14 protein-coding genes and 1 riboswitch are annotated in these 15,816 nt (G+C 33.4%); of the genes, 1 reads left to right on the top strand and 13 read right to left on the bottom strand.

Features of this window, described 5'->3' with window-relative positions; all coding sequences use genetic code 11:
* Positions 1 to 91 precede the first annotated feature (91 nt).
* A riboswitch (cyclic di-GMP riboswitch) is annotated at positions 92 to 181 on the bottom strand.
* A gap of 2 nt (positions 182 to 183) precedes the next feature.
* The 12 genes from HNR33_RS03135 to HNR33_RS03080 all read right to left on the bottom strand — a co-directional run bounded on the left by HNR33_RS03135 (position 184) and on the right by HNR33_RS03080 (position 13,742).
* Positions 184 to 1,395, bottom strand: coding sequence for a type II secretion system F family protein (locus HNR33_RS03135; RefSeq protein WP_429079900.1), 1,212 nt, complete (start codon positions 1,393 to 1,395; stop codon positions 184 to 186).
* Positions 1,396 to 1,426: 31 nt separating this feature from the next.
* The gene (locus HNR33_RS03130; RefSeq protein WP_429079897.1) at positions 1,427 to 2,482 is read right to left on the bottom strand and encodes a type IV pilus twitching motility protein PilT; all 1,056 of its coding nucleotides are present in this window, start codon (positions 2,480 to 2,482) and stop codon (positions 1,427 to 1,429) included.
* Between the two features lie 12 nt (positions 2,483 to 2,494).
* Positions 2,495 to 4,183, bottom strand: coding sequence for a type II secretion system ATPase GspE (gene gspE / locus HNR33_RS03125; RefSeq protein ID WP_429079894.1), 1,689 nt, complete (start codon positions 4,181 to 4,183; stop codon positions 2,495 to 2,497).
* 90 nt (positions 4,184 to 4,273) lie between these two features.
* On the bottom strand, positions 4,274 to 5,125 hold the full coding sequence (aroE, locus tag HNR33_RS03120; RefSeq protein WP_429079891.1) for a shikimate dehydrogenase: 852 nt from the start codon (positions 5,123 to 5,125) through the stop codon (positions 4,274 to 4,276).
* Positions 5,122 to 5,625, bottom strand: a complete 504-nt coding sequence (locus HNR33_RS03115) for a YqeG family HAD IIIA-type phosphatase (RefSeq protein WP_429079888.1) — start codon at positions 5,623 to 5,625, stop codon at positions 5,122 to 5,124. Before HNR33_RS03115 ends, aroE begins: the two co-directional genes overlap by 4 nt.
* Positions 5,626 to 5,872: 247 nt before the next feature.
* Positions 5,873 to 7,117, bottom strand: coding sequence for a group II intron reverse transcriptase/maturase (gene ltrA, locus HNR33_RS03110; RefSeq protein WP_429079885.1), 1,245 nt, complete (start codon positions 7,115 to 7,117; stop codon positions 5,873 to 5,875).
* 70 nt (positions 7,118 to 7,187) lie between these two features.
* Positions 7,188 to 7,310 (bottom strand): hypothetical protein, encoded by a 123-nt coding sequence (locus HNR33_RS03105; protein WP_429079884.1) that lies wholly within the window; start codon positions 7,308 to 7,310, stop codon positions 7,188 to 7,190.
* Positions 7,311 to 7,630: 320 nt separating this feature from the next.
* Complete coding sequence (gene ltrA / locus HNR33_RS03100) at positions 7,631 to 8,473, bottom strand: group II intron reverse transcriptase/maturase (RefSeq protein ID WP_429079881.1); 843 nt, start codon at positions 8,471 to 8,473, stop codon at positions 7,631 to 7,633.
* A 501-nt stretch (positions 8,474 to 8,974) separates the two neighbouring features.
* A complete protein-coding gene (locus tag HNR33_RS03095) occupies positions 8,975 to 10,312 on the bottom strand; it encodes an ABC transporter permease (protein ID WP_429079879.1) in 1,338 nt (445 codons plus the stop codon).
* Between the two features lie 13 nt (positions 10,313 to 10,325).
* Positions 10,326 to 12,035, bottom strand: coding sequence for an efflux RND transporter periplasmic adaptor subunit (locus HNR33_RS03090; protein ID WP_429079877.1), 1,710 nt, complete (start codon positions 12,033 to 12,035; stop codon positions 10,326 to 10,328).
* Positions 12,036 to 12,064: 29 nt separating this feature from the next.
* Complete coding sequence (locus HNR33_RS03085) at positions 12,065 to 12,769, bottom strand: ABC transporter ATP-binding protein (RefSeq protein WP_429079874.1); 705 nt, start codon at positions 12,767 to 12,769, stop codon at positions 12,065 to 12,067.
* Positions 12,770 to 13,001: 232 nt separating this feature from the next.
* Positions 13,002 to 13,742, bottom strand: coding sequence for an N-acetylmuramoyl-L-alanine amidase family protein (locus tag HNR33_RS03080; protein WP_429079871.1), 741 nt, complete (start codon positions 13,740 to 13,742; stop codon positions 13,002 to 13,004).
* Between the two features lie 215 nt (positions 13,743 to 13,957).
* Between HNR33_RS03080 and HNR33_RS03075 the strand changes: the two genes are divergently transcribed.
* A complete protein-coding gene (locus HNR33_RS03075; protein WP_429079868.1) occupies positions 13,958 to 14,476 on the top strand; it encodes a YhcN/YlaJ family sporulation lipoprotein in 519 nt (172 codons plus the stop codon).
* A 28-nt stretch (positions 14,477 to 14,504) separates the two neighbouring features.
* Here HNR33_RS03075 and HNR33_RS03070 read toward each other — a convergent pair whose 3' ends face one another.
* Entirely contained in the window at positions 14,505 to 15,650 is a 1,146-nt protein-coding gene (locus tag HNR33_RS03070; protein ID WP_429079866.1) for an aldo/keto reductase, read from the bottom strand.
* Between the last annotated feature and the right edge of the window lie 166 nt (positions 15,651 to 15,816).

The following is a 15,816-nucleotide window of genomic DNA, read 5'->3' as shown; positions in this document are numbered from 1 at the left end:
TGAGCTTATCCTCAGAACCACCTCCTAAAAATAATTAATATAGCCTTGTCTAATTTTGGGAATAAAAAAAGCTGCATAAACAACAAATTATCCATGCAGCTGAACGATCATGGCTACTTGAAAGTAGCTTTAGACTCTAGCTTTGCGTCACAACCTTTCGGTAGTTTTGCCTATTTAATTTGGCTACATTTGAACAGTGTTGACCATATCAAACATTGGTAGTGCCATTGAAATAACAATAAATCCTACTATCACTGCCATAAGTACTATCATGATAGGTTCAATTAATGTAGTCATTCTTTGTATAGCTGTTTCAAGCTCTTCATCATAAAAATTTGCAGTTTTTTCTAATATATCATCTAGTGCACCTGATTCTTCTCCTATTTCTATCATTGAAGTTACCATAGGAGGAAAATGTCCTGTTTCTCTTATAGGTTTTGCTAAAGTTGAACCTTTTCTAACTTCTTCCTTTGCAACACTGATGTCTTTTTCTATTACTACATTATCAACAACTTTGGAAACAATATCTAGAGCTTCTAATAATGGTACTCCACTTGATAGGAGTGTAGATAAGGTTCTAGTAAACCTAGATGTTATGATTTTCTTATTTGAGTCCTTTAAAACTGGTATTGCAAGTTTAAACCTGCTAATCAGTAATTTTCCACCATCAGTTTTTTTATAAGCATTAATACCTAAAGTTATTGAAATTATCCCTATAAAGAAAATATACCAATAATTTTGCAGTGCTGAACTAATACCTAACAAAATCCTAGTAGGAACTGGTAATGGAACTCCACTACTCGTAAACATACCTATAAACGTAGGCATAACAGATGTTAAAAGAAATACAACTACACCAATAGCTACTACACTTAATATGATTGGATATACCATGGCACTTTTTATCTTGTTGTTAATTTTAAATTCTTTTTCAAAATGATTAGCCATTCTATCCATAATTGTATCTAAGTTTCCACTAACTTCTCCAGCCTCAACCATATTTATGAGTAGGTCAGAAAATATTTCTTTGCGTTTCTTTAAGGCTTCTGAAAATGCTGATCCTTTTTGCACATCTTCACAAATATCTGATATAATTTTTCTAAACTTTTTGTTTTCCGTTTGCTGTCTTAATATATCTAATGCACTTGTTATAGTAACTCCTGCATTCAGCATAGTATAAAATTGACGACAAAAAACTGCTATGTCTTTAATAGTAATTTTATTAAAAATATCTGAAATCACTATTTCCTTTCTTTCAATACGTTCTTCTACTCTTATGGGATAAAATCCATTTTCTTTCAACATAATCATAACTTCAGCCTGAGACTTTGCAGAATAATCATTCGTAATCTTGGCGCCAGATTTGTTTATAGCAGTATACTTATATATAGGCACGTCGTCCACCTCAAATATATAGTTTGTTAATTTATAACCCTAACTGTCTTTTTATCATTTCATTATCTAATGAATTAGTAATGGCAGTTTCTCTAGAAATTATCTTTTTCTTATATAAATCTAATATATAATTATCCATTGTATTCATGCCAAATTTTGCGCCTGTTTGTATAGCTGTAGGAATTTGATGAGTTTTACCTTCCCTAATAAGGTTGCGAATAGCTGGAGTCGACACTAATATCTCTAAAGCGACTACTCTTCCACTATTATCTTGTTTAGGTAATAACTGTTGAGACACTATTCCTTCTAATGCGGTTGAAAGTTGCATGACTATTTGCTGTTTTTGATGTGGTGGAAATACATCTATTATCCTGTCTATTGTTTTAGCTGAACCTAATGTATGCAAAGTAGATAAAACTAAATGACCAGTTTCAGCAGCAGTAATAGCAATAGATACGGTTTCTAAATCCCTCATTTCACCTACTAATATTACGTCAGGATCTTGCCTTAAAGCAGCTCTTAAAGAATTTCCAAATGATTTTGAATCATGTCCTATTTCTCTCTGGTTAATAATACTTTTATTATGTTTATGTAGATACTCTATTGGATCTTCTAAAGTTAGAATATGACAGCTTCTTTCCTTGTTTATAATATCTACCATCGAAGCAAGTGTTGTGGATTTTCCACTTCCCGTTGGCCCTGTAACTAATATTAATCCTCTTTGTTTTCTTGACAATTCAGCAATTGTTGAAGGCAAACCTAGCTCTTCAAGATTGGGAATTTCTAATGCCACACTTCTTATAGCTATTCCATAAGAACCTCTTTGCTTATATATGTTTACTCTAAACCTTCCTATTCCAGGATAAGAAAAAGACATATCTATTTCGCCTTCATTTTCTACCCTTTTAAATTGAGAATCATCTGCTAAGCTTTTAACCATGTTTAGAGTATCCTCAGGAGTTAATTTCATATCTCCTATTTTTTTAAGTTCACCATTAATCCTTAATATTGGTGGTGAACCAACTGTAATATGTAAATCCGATGCTTTAAACTCTATAGTCCTTTGCAACAACTCATGCATATCCATTATCTACATCTCCTATTCTACAGTGTGAGTAATTTTAATAAGCTCCTCTACAGTTGTAGTTCCTTCTTTAACTAAATAGACAGAATTATCTTTTAAAGTATTCATTCCTTCTTCACAAGCTTTGCCTTTAATAATATCTACAGATTGTCTGTTATTAATCAATTCTCTTATTCCTTTAGTTATAGGCATAATCTCATGTATAGCAATCCTTCCTTTATATCCTGAGTTATAACAACTATTGCACCCTTTACCCTTATATAATATAAGCTTTTCACTTCTATCCACTCCTAATACATCTTTCTCTTCATTAGAAGCCTCATATTCAATTTTACAGTTTTCGCAAATCTTTCTAGCTAGTCTTTGAGCCACAATTCCTACTACTGAAGATGTTATTAAATATGGCTCTATTCCCATATCTACAAGTCTACTTATTGTAGATGGAGCATCATTAGTATGTATAGTACTAATAACTAAATGTCCTGTTATTGAAGCTCTAACAGCTATCTGAGCAGTTTCTACATCTCTTATTTCACCAATCATGACAATATCTGGATCCTGCCTCAATATAGATCTTAATCCGTTAGCAAAAGTAAGCCCTGCTTTAGTATTTACTTGAACTTGATTTATACCGTCTAGTCTGTATTCAACAGGATCCTCTACAGTAATAATATTTTTATTAATTGTATTTAACTCTCTTAATACTGCGTAAAGAGTAGTAGTTTTGCCACTACCAGTTGGACCTGTTACTAAAATTATCCCATTACTGTTACTAATAACATTTTCAAATCTCTCACTATTATTTTTAGTAAATCCTAGCTGCTTTTTAGATAATAAGAAACTGCTTCTATCCAATAGCCTTATAACTATCTTTTCACCATATACTGTAGGGAGAACTGATATCCTTAAATCAACATCACGTCCATCAATATTAGTTTCAACCCTTCCGTCTTGTGGTACTCTTTTTTCTGCTATATCCATTTTTCCCATAATCTTAATTCTAGTTACTATAGCAGAGTGAGTAGATTTGGTAGGTGACATTATTTCTTGTAACTCTCCATCAATTCTAAAACGAACTCTTACATTGCTTTCAAAAGGTTCTATGTGAATATCACTTGCTTTAGCTTTAACAGCTTGTCTAATTATTAAATTAATTAGTCTAACCACAGGAGCATTGTTAATTTCATTTATCATTTCTTCATCAATATCTTCAATGTCATCAACCTTATATTGCTTCTTAAAATCTTCAATTGCCTTTTCTGCATTTTGTTTTCCATAATACTGCTCTATAGCATTTAAAATATCATTTTTCGTTGAAATTACTGGCTCAACTTCTAATCCACTAATAATTTTTATGTCATCTATTACAAAAATGTTTAGTGGATCAGACATCGCAACAAACAGCTTCCCCTTTTCTTTTCTTATTGGTATTAAAATATTTCTTCTTGCTATATTTTCTGGAATTATGTCAGGAACTTCTGGATCAATAAAATATTTGCTTAGGTCAATATGAGGTATTCCTAATTGAAACTCCAATACCTCGATAATATCAATTTCTGTTGTGAAATTATTATCTACTAATACTTCACCAATCTTCTTACCTGAAAGATTCTGTTCTTTTAATGCGTATTGTAATTGTGCTTCAGTGATTTTTCCTACTGATAATAATAGGTCCCCTAATCTCATTTTGTTTTTATTTAGCATTTCTTCACCTACTATTATAATAATCTACTAGCTCTCAAGTCCTATCCTTTATAGTTCTTTCGACCTATATTTAGTATAAAAACTACTATTCTACAATATGTTAAAAATATCCTTCTTTTTTTCAGTAAAAAATTTAGAATTAATTTTTTTATCTAACCAAATCTGTTCACTTAAAATAGCTTGATATATTAGCATATCAATTCCACCCATAATTCTATATCCACTTTGCTTTGCTACATTCAAAAACTTAGTTAAAGTTGGTTTGTAAACAATGTCACATATAAGTGCATTCTTATTGAAAATACATGGATCTATTATAAATGATTCAGCATCAGGATACATTCCTACAGATGTACAGTTAACAACAATATCCATATCGACAGTATTAATATTTTGAATATCTGTCCATGAAGTAACTACATTCTGAAATTTAGAAGAAATTTCATATGCAATTTTTTTTGCTTTTTCAACTGTTCTATTTGCAACTTGAATACTTCTTGCCCCATCTTTAGCCATAGTCATCGTTATAGCTCTAGCAGCACCTCCAGCTCCAATAATCGTTATATTTTTGTCTTTTATATCTATGTTATTATTTTGCAAAGCCTGTATAAAGCCTCTTCCATCTGTGTTGAATCCTGTTAGCTTTCCATTTACATTTTTTACAGTATTTACAGCTCCTAATAAACTCGCTTCTTCATCAATTTCGTCTAATAATTTTATTATGTCTACTTTATGAGGAATTGTAACATTAAATCCCTGTATATTTAGCGCTTTTATTCCATTAACGGCATATTCCAGTGCATTTTTATCAACGTCAAATGCCACATATCTAGCATTAATTTCATTTTCTTCAAAGCTATAGTTATGTATAATGGGTGATAAACTCTTTGATATGGGATGACCTAAAAGACAAAATAGTTTCGTATCTGCATCAATACTCATTTCTGCTCCTCCTTCTGCATATTTTTTAAAACTATCCTTTCAATTCTACGAACAAACTTAGTCCATGCAAATTCATTACCACTAATTGGAACAACTAGTATTGTAAAAAGCCCAGTTCTATTTCCCCCCAAGATATCAGTAAAAACTTGATCTCCTATTACTACTGTCTTAGAAGGAGTAGATTTCATCTTTCTCATTGCTTTAATAAATGGTTTTCTTCTTGGTTTTGAAGCTCTATGTATAGCGCAAACCTTGACATCTTCATTAAACTTAACTACTCTGTCTTCAGTATTATTTGAAACTAAACATACATTAAATCCTAGCTTTTTTATTCTCTCAAACCATTCTACTACAGAATCAGGGGCTGTTTTTTTATCCCACGCAACAAGAGTATTGTCTACATCTACTATTATTGAATCATATCCGGCATTCTTTAGTTTATGCAATTCAATATCAAATACCGAATCTACGTATAAATCTGGTTTTAGCAATTTCTTCATTCAATCACCTCTAATGAAATATTCTTAATATACTATATCATATATATTTTAATTGATTTATTAATAATTATTACTGAATGCTAAAATAAAGCAATCGAGTAGGAGGAAAATAATTATTTTATTTTCCGTCCTCTCACACCACCGTACGTGAGTCTGTCTAACAATTAGCTTTAAATTTCTACAATTATAGAAAGAAAGCTTAATTTTAGGCAGACTCACGTGAACCTCTCAGCTCATACAGCTCCCATTATCCAGCCGTTGGCAATATTCCAAACTTCCAATGTGCAAACAATCTCCTATCACGCTTTGATATTTCTCCAAGCCAATTTTCTGCTCTTGTCCTTGAGTTTCGCTTTTTATATTTTCTCCGAACCCATTTAACGAGACATCTATTAATGTATCTAAGCACATCATATATTTCTGACTTATAGAAATGCGTATAATAATTTATCCACCCTTGTATCTGCTTATTAAACATGTTGGCAATATCATTCAGACTTTTATCTGATTTTAGTTGTAATTTCCAACCTCGGATTTCTTTTCGTATAGCTTTCTTTGCTTTTCCTCCCATTGCTGGCAGAAAATTCGTAAAGAACTTTCCATACTTGTTCATTGCATGTCTTGGTCGAAATGTATACCCCAAGAAGTCAAAAGAAGTATATTCATGATTACCTTTTCGGTCGTCATCTTTACAATACACAATTCTTGTCTTCTCGAGATTCAATTCCAATCCAAACAACGCAAATCTTTCAATCAATCTTCGTTGCAAGTATTTTGCCTGTTTAAGCGATACGCAGTGCGTTACCCCATCATCGGCATATCTTGCCCACGGTATTGACGGAAACTCTTTCACCATAAAATCATCAAATGCATAGTGCAGAAATAGATTGGCAAGAACCGGACTGATTACTCCGCCTTGAGGTGTTCCAGATGTTCTTTGAACGATGGCTCCATCTTCCATCTGAAATGGTGCTTTCAACCATCGCTCAATATACAGAAGTATCCATTTCTCTTCCGTATGCCGTTTCACCATTTCCAGCAAGTAATCATGTCTGATGTTATCGAATAAGCCTTTGATATCAAACTCCAATACCCAATCTTTTCTCCAACATCTTGTTCTTGTCACTTCTAGAGCCTGTACCGCTGATTTATTTGGTCTGTATCCATAGGAGTCTTCATAGAAAATCAGTTGTACATTTGGTTCAAAGTATAACTTCACTACCATCTGTGCTATCCTATCTTCTACGGTTGGAACTCCAAGGATTCTTGTTCCGCCATTCTTCTTTGGTATCGCTACTGCTCTTACAGGTTTGGGAAAGTAACTTCCTGATGACATTCTGTTCCAAATCTTATAAAGATTATCTTTAAACTTTAATTCAAAAGCCTCAATAGACTGTTCATCAACTCCATATGTTCCCTTGTTTGCTTTTACTTTTTCATAAGCAGTTACTACTATTCTCTTTGAAATATTGTATGGCTTTGTTTCTTTCACAAGCTCCTCCTCCTTTCAAAGTTGGCTTATTCTTGAAACTGAATAACTTCTGTTCTTCGCTCCATATCCATTACAGATACTTCAACACTACTACAACAGAATCTGCCCCCATGACTGCATCGGTACTCTTATCTTGTGGTTCTTCCACTTGATATACTCCCTTATCATCAGTCCGTGGGTTCCCACGTTCCATACAGAAGCCTGTATTAAGTTCATGCCACCTCTACGCCGCCCACCGCTTAGACAGTAAACAGGTTTCCTCTAAGCTTATCCTAGGTTAACGACTACCCCCTAGTTTTGATGGAATCTCTACGCTTTCGACATTTTCCTAAGTGGTTCACTTGGTCATTCATCTTCTTAACACTCACCTGACAGTTAATACTGCCTTTTCCTTAACGCTCAGTACCACAGCTTTTGACTACAGCACCTTAAGGTGGTTTGAAACTTCCACCTGTATGGCGGTTTCGGTGGGCCCTCCACCATCATCTGTACAGCATGGCTATCCTCATGTAGCTACGCTACTTGGACTCGCCTTCGTGGCGCACAGTCGTCTGCGTATCGGCAATATTTATGTCCCCTTCTTTCTAGTTCTTTATCTAATTCATCGAGTAATATATTACTAAGCAATGGACTTAACGGTCCACCTTGCGGTGCACCGTTCTCTGATTTAACCAACATACCTTTTAGCATTACTCCAGAGTTAAGATATTTTCGTATTAATTTTAATACCCTTTTATCTTGTATTTTCTTTGCTACTAAGTGCATTAAAAGGTCATGGTTTACATTATCAAAAAACTTTTCTAAATCCATATCTACTACATATCTGTATCCTTCACTTATATATATCTGTGCTTGTTTTAGAGCCATATGTGTATTTCGTCTTGGTCTAAATCCAAAGCTATTATTAGAGAACTCTTTATCGAATATCGGATTAATTACTTGATTTATTGCTTGCTGTACTAGTCTATCTATTACGGTTGGTATCCCTAGAAGTCTTATTCCTCCATTGGATTTAGGTATTTCTACCCTTCTAACTGGTTGTGGCTTGTATTTGCCAGCTAACAGATTTGCCTTCAAGGTTTCGTAATGTTCTTGTAGATACGGTAGAAGTTCATCTACTCTCATTCCATCAATTCCATGACTCCCCTTGTTAGCTACTACTTTCTTGTACGCTTCAAAGAAATTTCTCTTATCCACTATCTTTTCAAGTAGGTTTTCAGTATTAATTTTAATTTTCGACTTGGCTTTCAGATTTGACATCGCCGACAAATCACTATACACTCCTTGTTTACCTTGAGTTTCCAACTCTACTTCCACAAGGTAGTCCAAATCCTTGGTTTTCTGTATTCTTTTCATGTTTGCCTGGATTATCAAACTTACTCACCTCCCTAATGTTCAGCCCTTCCAAAATTATTCATGACTAGCTTTGTACTATGGCTTCTGCTGACTTCTGATAGTTCAGCTACACATCACTGCATAGGTTATCATTTAGATGTATCATCTTTTAATGATGTTTCTATCAGACCTCCCCAGGTAAGAACGTAAACTTTCACTCCATATATCTGCTACATTTACTTTCCCTGTTTCGGATAGTTTTGGACTTTGACTTGTCTTGCAGCCTCATCCACAGGGTTAAGCCTCGAATGTAGTTCGTGTACCTCAGACCAGAGTTTTGCCCCCGACTTCCTTCAGATTCCACCTCACGGTGGACACCCTTGTCTTAAGCTAACGGTTGGCACTATCAACCCCCGTATCGGACTTTCACCGACTAGTTTACGCCCATGCTGGGCGCACAAAAATTAAGGCCAAAGATATCTCTTTGGCCTGTTTTATGTTGCTACTCTACTATAGAATATATTATTGTCTCTTTAAAGCTTGCACCGGTGGTAATGACGATGCTGATACTGCAGGATAAACCCCAAATAGTAATCCGGATGCTAATGCCACTACTGTAGCAATCTTTATTGCCTGGAAGCTTACTGCGGTTTGAAATCCGTACTTACTAAATATTCCAAGACCCCAAACTCCCAACGCTATCCCAGCTATAGCACCTATAGCACTAACATAAAGTGCTTCTAAAATAAACTGAAATAATAAATCAAGTTGTTTTGCTCCAATAGCCCTCCTAAGACCTATCTCTTCTGTTCTTTCAGTTACAGCTACAAGCATTATGTTCATTATACCTAATCCACCTACTAGAAGTGACACTGCTGCTATTCCTCCTAATAGTAATGTCATAACCCTATTTGCATCATCTGCCTCTTTAACCAATTTATTTAAACTAGTTATAGTTACTAGTTCCTCTCCACTACCTGGAATTTCTGGTTTATTAGATGGCTCAGGAGAATCGAAGTCATCTATAAATTCATCTTCTATGAACTCTCCGCTTTCGTCTCCTCCTTCTCCGCTATCATCGGAAGGTCCAGCTACAGGTGCAAGTTGGTCTAAGCCAAGTCTACGCCTAAATATTCTACCTAGTTGAACAACCACTAAATCTGCCTCTTCACTAGAATTCGCTTTTCCCCAAATTTGATCAACTGTTTTCTTATCTGCTATCTTCATACCTGATGAATACGGAATAATGATTTTATCGTCTATAGCCTCTGCGCTATTTGGACCTTTTTCTTCTAATACTCCAAGTATTCTATATGTTTTGCCATTTAAAGTAAATGTCTGACCGACTGGATTTCTTCCACCCATCAGTCCAACTCCCATGTTGTATCCCAGCACTGCTACTGGTGATCGCTGCTTAACATGAAGTTCTGAAAAGAAATGTCCTGACATAAGATCATGATCCCTTATTGTTGCAAAATCAGCATTTACACCAATTATATCAACATTCCCTCTTGCTCTTCTCCATTTCATAGTAGCCTTAGTATGTATAACCGGTGTAGCCATATCCATACCATTAACTCTCTCAACTAACTCTTCAGCTAATTCTGGTTCAAACTCTACAGATGGATTCTGAGCTTTAATCTCTATTACATTCGAGCCTAAGCTTTCAAATTGTTCTATAACAGATTGTCTAGCACCTTCACCTATTCCCATGAGACTGACAACAGAAGCAACACCTATTGCAACTCCTAATACAGTCAAGCAAGACCTAAGTGTGTTGGCCATAATACCATGTGCCGCCATTTTAGCAGTAAACCACCATCTAATCAAGAAGGAGAACATTTGCTTTTTTTGTGCCATATTTTACCCCTCCTTAGTTATTACCATCTGTATTATTGTTTCCGTCATTCCCATTATTTTCATCTTTACTATCTTCATTTCCGTCCCCAGATGGAATTAATGCATCATCAGACTTAATATGTTGACTTGGAAGTAAATCAGCAGTACTACCAGTTATAATCGCATCTCCTTCATTTAATCCACTAACTACCTCAGCATATCTATCATTCATTAGTCCCAGCTTTATAGACACAACCTCAGTTGTACCATCTTTCTTTAATAACTCCACCTTTGATACTCCGTCTTCCTCAAAAATACCTTCTAAAGGAATTAATAATACATCTTTTGCACTTCCAGCATCTATAAAACCACGTGCTTGCATACCTGGTCTTAATTGCGGACCTCCTTTTACTTGTATAGACACGGCAAACCTAGTCACACCATTTCTATCTCTGCTCATTGTAGAAACTCTCTCTACCTTACCTTCAAATTGCTCTCCTGGAAGAGCATCTACTGTTACTTTAACAGGTGCATCTTGTTTTACTTGTAATATATCTACATCATCTATTTCTGTCCATATCATCATATCTGATGTATTATATACATCTCCTATCCAATCACCAGCACTTACACTTTCACCTTGTTGTCTATATATTCCACCAACTACTCCATCCATAGGTGATCTAATCTCTAATTGATCAAGTTTGGTAACATATTCTCTTCTATCATTATTTAATTCTCTAATTTTATCAAGATATTTTTGTATCATTTCCTTAACATCTGACCCTGACATTGTTACAATAGGATCACCTTTTCTTACATTTCCCATTTCTTTAACATGAACCTCAGTCGCTACTGCTTCGACCTGATTTAGTACCTTTTCTTCGCTTACAAATCCATCTACCTTACCATCATACATAAAATATGTAACTCCATCTGATACATCCTTGCCATTAGATAATCCAATATTAACCTTCATCTCAGGTTGTATAAGACCTGGATTATCTCCTTCTACGACTGCATGGTAAACAAAGCTTGTTCCAAAAGTATCTTCCTTTTCGTCATTTGGTATAGGAGTTGAATTGATTTCTGTTATCTTTCCTTCATAAAATCCATCAAAGTAAGGAAATTTGAGAACAACTTTTTGCCCTTCTTTTACCTTTTTGAATTCCGCAGTTGTAAACTTACAAGCAACTTTGAACTTTGAATTATCAACAACGCGTGCAATAATCTGACCTTGAGTAAGCTCTTGGCCTTCTTTTGCTTGCAAATTAACTATACTTCCATCTATAGGTGCAAGTATTTGTATTCCTTGAGATGGATTTATATTATCTAACTGGTCTATTGGAAGTCCAGTCACTTGTGATAATTGCTTTTTCTGTGATTCAATTTGTTCGTTGAGGTCATCTATTTTATTATGAATATCATCAGATAATATCTTAGCTAGTATTTGACCTTGTGTAACTGAATCTCCTTCTTGAACAAAAAACTCATCAATTATGTATTGTGCTGAATCCCCACCATACCTATTACCAGGAACTCTAATTCCACCACCATTTGTAGCATCAAGTTGCCCAACAACTTCAACACCTACGGAAATATCTCCTTTTTTTGCTTCTTGAGTCGAATAAACAGTTCCTTGCGTCTCAACAACTTCTTCAGGCATAAGTTGTTGAAAAGCGTAGAAGCCACCTCCCACCACGATAGCGATTATAACTACAACCATAAAAATTTTCTTAATCATTATTACACCTCCAAAATACATCTTTTAACTTATAAAGTCGTTACTGAACCCTTCAAAATATCCACTTTTTCAATTTTCCCGTCTAGCAAACGGAATATCTTATGACCATAGTGACCTATGTTTTCCTCATGGGTAACCTGAACAATTGTTATTCCCATTTCTTCATTTAGTCTTTTAAAGATAGACATGATATTTTCACTTGAACGTGAATCTAATGCACCTGTTGGCTCGTCAGCTAATAATACAGATGGATTCCCAACTATTGCTCTTGCAATAGCCACTCTTTGCTGTTCTCCTCCAGAAAGCTGTGTAGGAAGATGATGCATTCTATCTCCTAGTCCAACTGCCTCTAAAGCTTCTGCACATCTTTTCCTTCTTTCTCTACCTAATATTCCTCTATATATTAATGGTAGTTCCACATTCTCTATAGCTTTCAAGCCCGATAGAAGATGGAAGCTCTGAAAAACAAAACCAATAAATTGATTCCTTATATCCGATAACTGCCAGTCACTTATTTTTTCAACTCTAGTATCTCCAAGCTTATAGCTACCTGATGAAGGTTTATCAAGACAACCTATGATATTAAGTAAGGTAGATTTCCCCGAACCTGATGGCCCCATTATTGAAACAAATTCACCATTTTCTATGGATATATCTATGCCATTAAGAGCATTTACTTGAATTTGCCCAATCTTATAACATCTTGTAACATCATTTAATTCGATCACTGCCACTTTTCTCACCCCTTTTTCTATTATAATTTTTTAGACTTTAAAACAATAAAAAAGTTCCAAAAAAACAAAATATTATATCATTTCGTTAATTTTGGAATTTTGTTTCTATGTGACTATGTATTTATTCAACAAACTATAAGATAATCCTTTTTAAATAATTATTTTTCATAATTTTGTAATAATTATACCTTTTTTTTACAATTATTATCATTTATCGCTAATCAATGCAAAGTTAATTCATATAGTCTAGTATTCCTTTCTTGATAGCTTTTGCTAAAATTTCTTTATAAGTTTTATCCATTAAGAGTTTTTTATCATAGGTATTAGTTATGAATCCAGTTTCTATTAAGACACCAGGATATTCTGTTTCTCTTAAAATAAAATAATCTTCAGGTATTATACAAGCTTTAACCTTTGTAAGCTTTAGATGCTTTTGATATAAGTTCTGATTTATTGATTCACATATTAACTGAGCTAATCTTTTACTATCATTTGAAGATGGATAATAATATACTTGTATGCCTCTAGCATTTCTAGTCTGAACACTTGCATTTACATGAACGCTAATAAAAGCATTAGGATTATTGCTATTAATAATTTTTTTTCTTGCATCTAAATCTCTTTTATACCTTGAAGCATTAATGTTACTTTTCTTTTCTAATGATATATCTTTTTCTCTTGTCATTATTACCTTTATATTATCTTCTAATAACACTTTTTTCAGTTTCAATCCTATATCTAAATTGATATTTTTTTCAAGTAATCCTGATTTATCACTTGTCCCTCCGTCAATTCCACCATGTCCAGGATCAATGACAATCTTCCCATTACAATAATAGTTATTATTAAAGACACTAATATGCTTATTTGATATTAATAATGTAATGACAATTGATATGAGACAGATAATCAATGATACAATAATTATTTTCTTATTTAGTTTAATTACAATAAAATAAAATTTTTTTGACATATACTCACCCTGATTAATTTCATGATATAGTATATTCTTTGTATCTTGTGTTTATTAGTCATATATATTATTTAGTTTAAATTTTTCTATTATATACCATATATCATATTTTATACATAAAACTTATTAAATTTCTTCTATTTACATATTTGTTAGTCTAATATCTTTAATAAAATCAAATAAAAGTGACAAAATAATAATAGGAGGTGGAAAATTTGAAAAAAAGTTTTAGATTTTTATCGTTAGCTGTTGTATTACTATTAGTATTGAGTTTAGGAGTTGTTGCATGTCAAAGGCCAGCAAAACCAACACCATATAATAATACTCCAAATAATGATATGAATAGAAATATAAACAATAACAATATTAACAGAGATATCAATGACAACAACATGAACACAGATTTATCAGATAGAGCTGATAAAATAGCAAATAACGTAGCTAACTTAAAAGAAGTTAATAGTGCAACAGTTGTTATCTCAGGTAACACTGCAATAGTCGGTGTAGACATTAAAAACCAAGTAGAAGGCAATCTAACTACAGATTTAAAAAAGAAGGTTGAAAAGACTGTAAGAAACACCGATAAAAGCATAACAAATGTAACTGTTACAGCAGATGCTGACTTGTTCAAACGTATTCAAAATATCGGTAGAGATATTAGAACTGGAAAGCCAATCTCAGGATTTGGTAATGAAATCGAAGAAATTATAAGAAGAATAACTCCAAGCATGTAAATATCCGGTTTTCACCGGATATTTACTTTTATTTATTCTCTTTGCTAAGTACTTCGTGAGCTTCTTTTAAATAATTAATTATTGCAAGGTTTTGAGGACAAGCGGTCTCACATTTAGCACATTCAATACATAAGGATGCATCCTTCTTTGCATTCATTATTCTATTATAGAAATCATGTCCTTCTTTAACTGAATCATAAATATAATATTCATTATAGATTTCAAAAATATCAGGAATAACTATATTGTTTGGACAAGGCATACAATATTCGCACCCTGTACAACCAACTTTATTTCTCTGTCTATAAATATTTTTTAATTCGTCAACTAACTTGATTTCTTTATTGGTCAAAGATAACGGAAAAGCATCTTCAGCGCTTTTTATGTTTTGTTCAACTTGCTCCATAGTACTCATCCCACTCAAAAGTAATGTTACTTCTGGATGGTTCCATACCCATCTCAATGCCAAATCTGGTGAAGTCTTATCTATCCCATACTCGTCCCAAACTTCTTTAATTTCTCCTCTTGGTTTTTTTGCAAGTTTTCCACCTTTTAGAGGCTCCATTATTATTACAGCTAAATCTTTAGCAGCAGCATATTTCATACCATCTATGCCAGCCTGATACTCTTCATCCATATAGTTAAATTGAATTTGACAGAACGTCCAATCATATGAATCAACAATTTCTTTAAATAGTTCCAAATTATCATGAAATGAGAAACCTATATGCTTTATTCTTCCATCTTTTAATGCTTTATCAACGAAATCTAATACTCCAAGTTTTTTTGAATTTTCCCATGTTTTTCTGTTAAGTGCGTGAAGAAGATAGAAGTCTATGTGTTCAGTTTCTAACCTTTCTAATTGTTCATTCAAATATTTATCAAAGTCATCGTATGTTTTTACTAACCATACTGGTAGTTTAGTAGCTAACTTTATCTTCTCTCTATATCCATCTTTTAACGCCTTAGCTACCAATGGTTCACTACTACCTTGATGATAAGGATAAGCAGTATCAATATAGTTTACTCCATTATCTATAGCGTATCTAACCATTCTTATAGCTTCATTCTCGTCAATTTTTCCATTATCATTACCTATTACTGGAAATCTCATGCACCCAAAACCTAGCGCAGATATTTCTAAATCAAGTCTACCAAATTTTCTATACTGCATATTAAGATACCTCCATTCGTAATTATTTTAATATCATATTGTTATATATACTCTATTTACATAAAAAAACCTTTAATTATAAAAAAATGGGAAAACAAATGCATACTATTTTTATTTTGAATTGACTTACACAAATATAGCCAATATATAATATATACTGGCTATA

It is taken from the genome of Brassicibacter mesophilus, from assembly GCF_050433385.1.
GTDB lineage: Bacteria > Bacillota > Clostridia > Tissierellales > Proteiniboraceae > Brassicibacter > Brassicibacter mesophilus.
The sequence above is the reverse complement of the archived record's forward strand: the minus strand, read 5'-3'. Positions and strand labels throughout refer to the sequence as shown.

Bases quoted from the DNA above. Each gene is read 5' to 3' on its own strand.
- HNR33_RS03130 (WP_429079897.1), bottom strand. From the start codon at position 2,482: ATGGATATGCATGAGTTGTTGCAAAGGACTATAGAGTTTAAAGCATCG.
- gspE (WP_429079894.1), bottom strand. From the start codon at position 4,183: ATGCTAAATAAAAACAAAATGAGATTAGGGGACCTATTATTATCAGTA.
- aroE (WP_429079891.1), bottom strand. From the start codon at position 5,125: ATGAGTATTGATGCAGATACGAAACTATTTTGTCTTTTAGGTCATCCC.
- HNR33_RS03115 (WP_429079888.1), bottom strand. From the start codon at position 5,625: ATGAAGAAATTGCTAAAACCAGATTTATACGTAGATTCGGTATTTGAT.
- HNR33_RS03105 (WP_429079884.1), bottom strand. From the start codon at position 7,310: ATGGAACGTGGGAACCCACGGACTGATGATAAGGGAGTATATCAAGTG.
- ltrA (WP_429079881.1), bottom strand. From the start codon at position 8,473: ATGAAAAGAATACAGAAAACCAAGGATTTGGACTACCTTGTGGAAGTA.
- HNR33_RS03095 (WP_429079879.1), bottom strand. From the start codon at position 10,312: ATGGCACAAAAAAAGCAAATGTTCTCCTTCTTGATTAGATGGTGGTTT.
- HNR33_RS03090 (WP_429079877.1), bottom strand. From the start codon at position 12,035: ATGATTAAGAAAATTTTTATGGTTGTAGTTATAATCGCTATCGTGGTG.
- HNR33_RS03080 (WP_429079871.1), bottom strand. From the start codon at position 13,742: ATGTCAAAAAAATTTTATTTTATTGTAATTAAACTAAATAAGAAAATA.
- HNR33_RS03070 (WP_429079866.1), bottom strand. From the start codon at position 15,650: ATGCAGTATAGAAAATTTGGTAGACTTGATTTAGAAATATCTGCGCTA.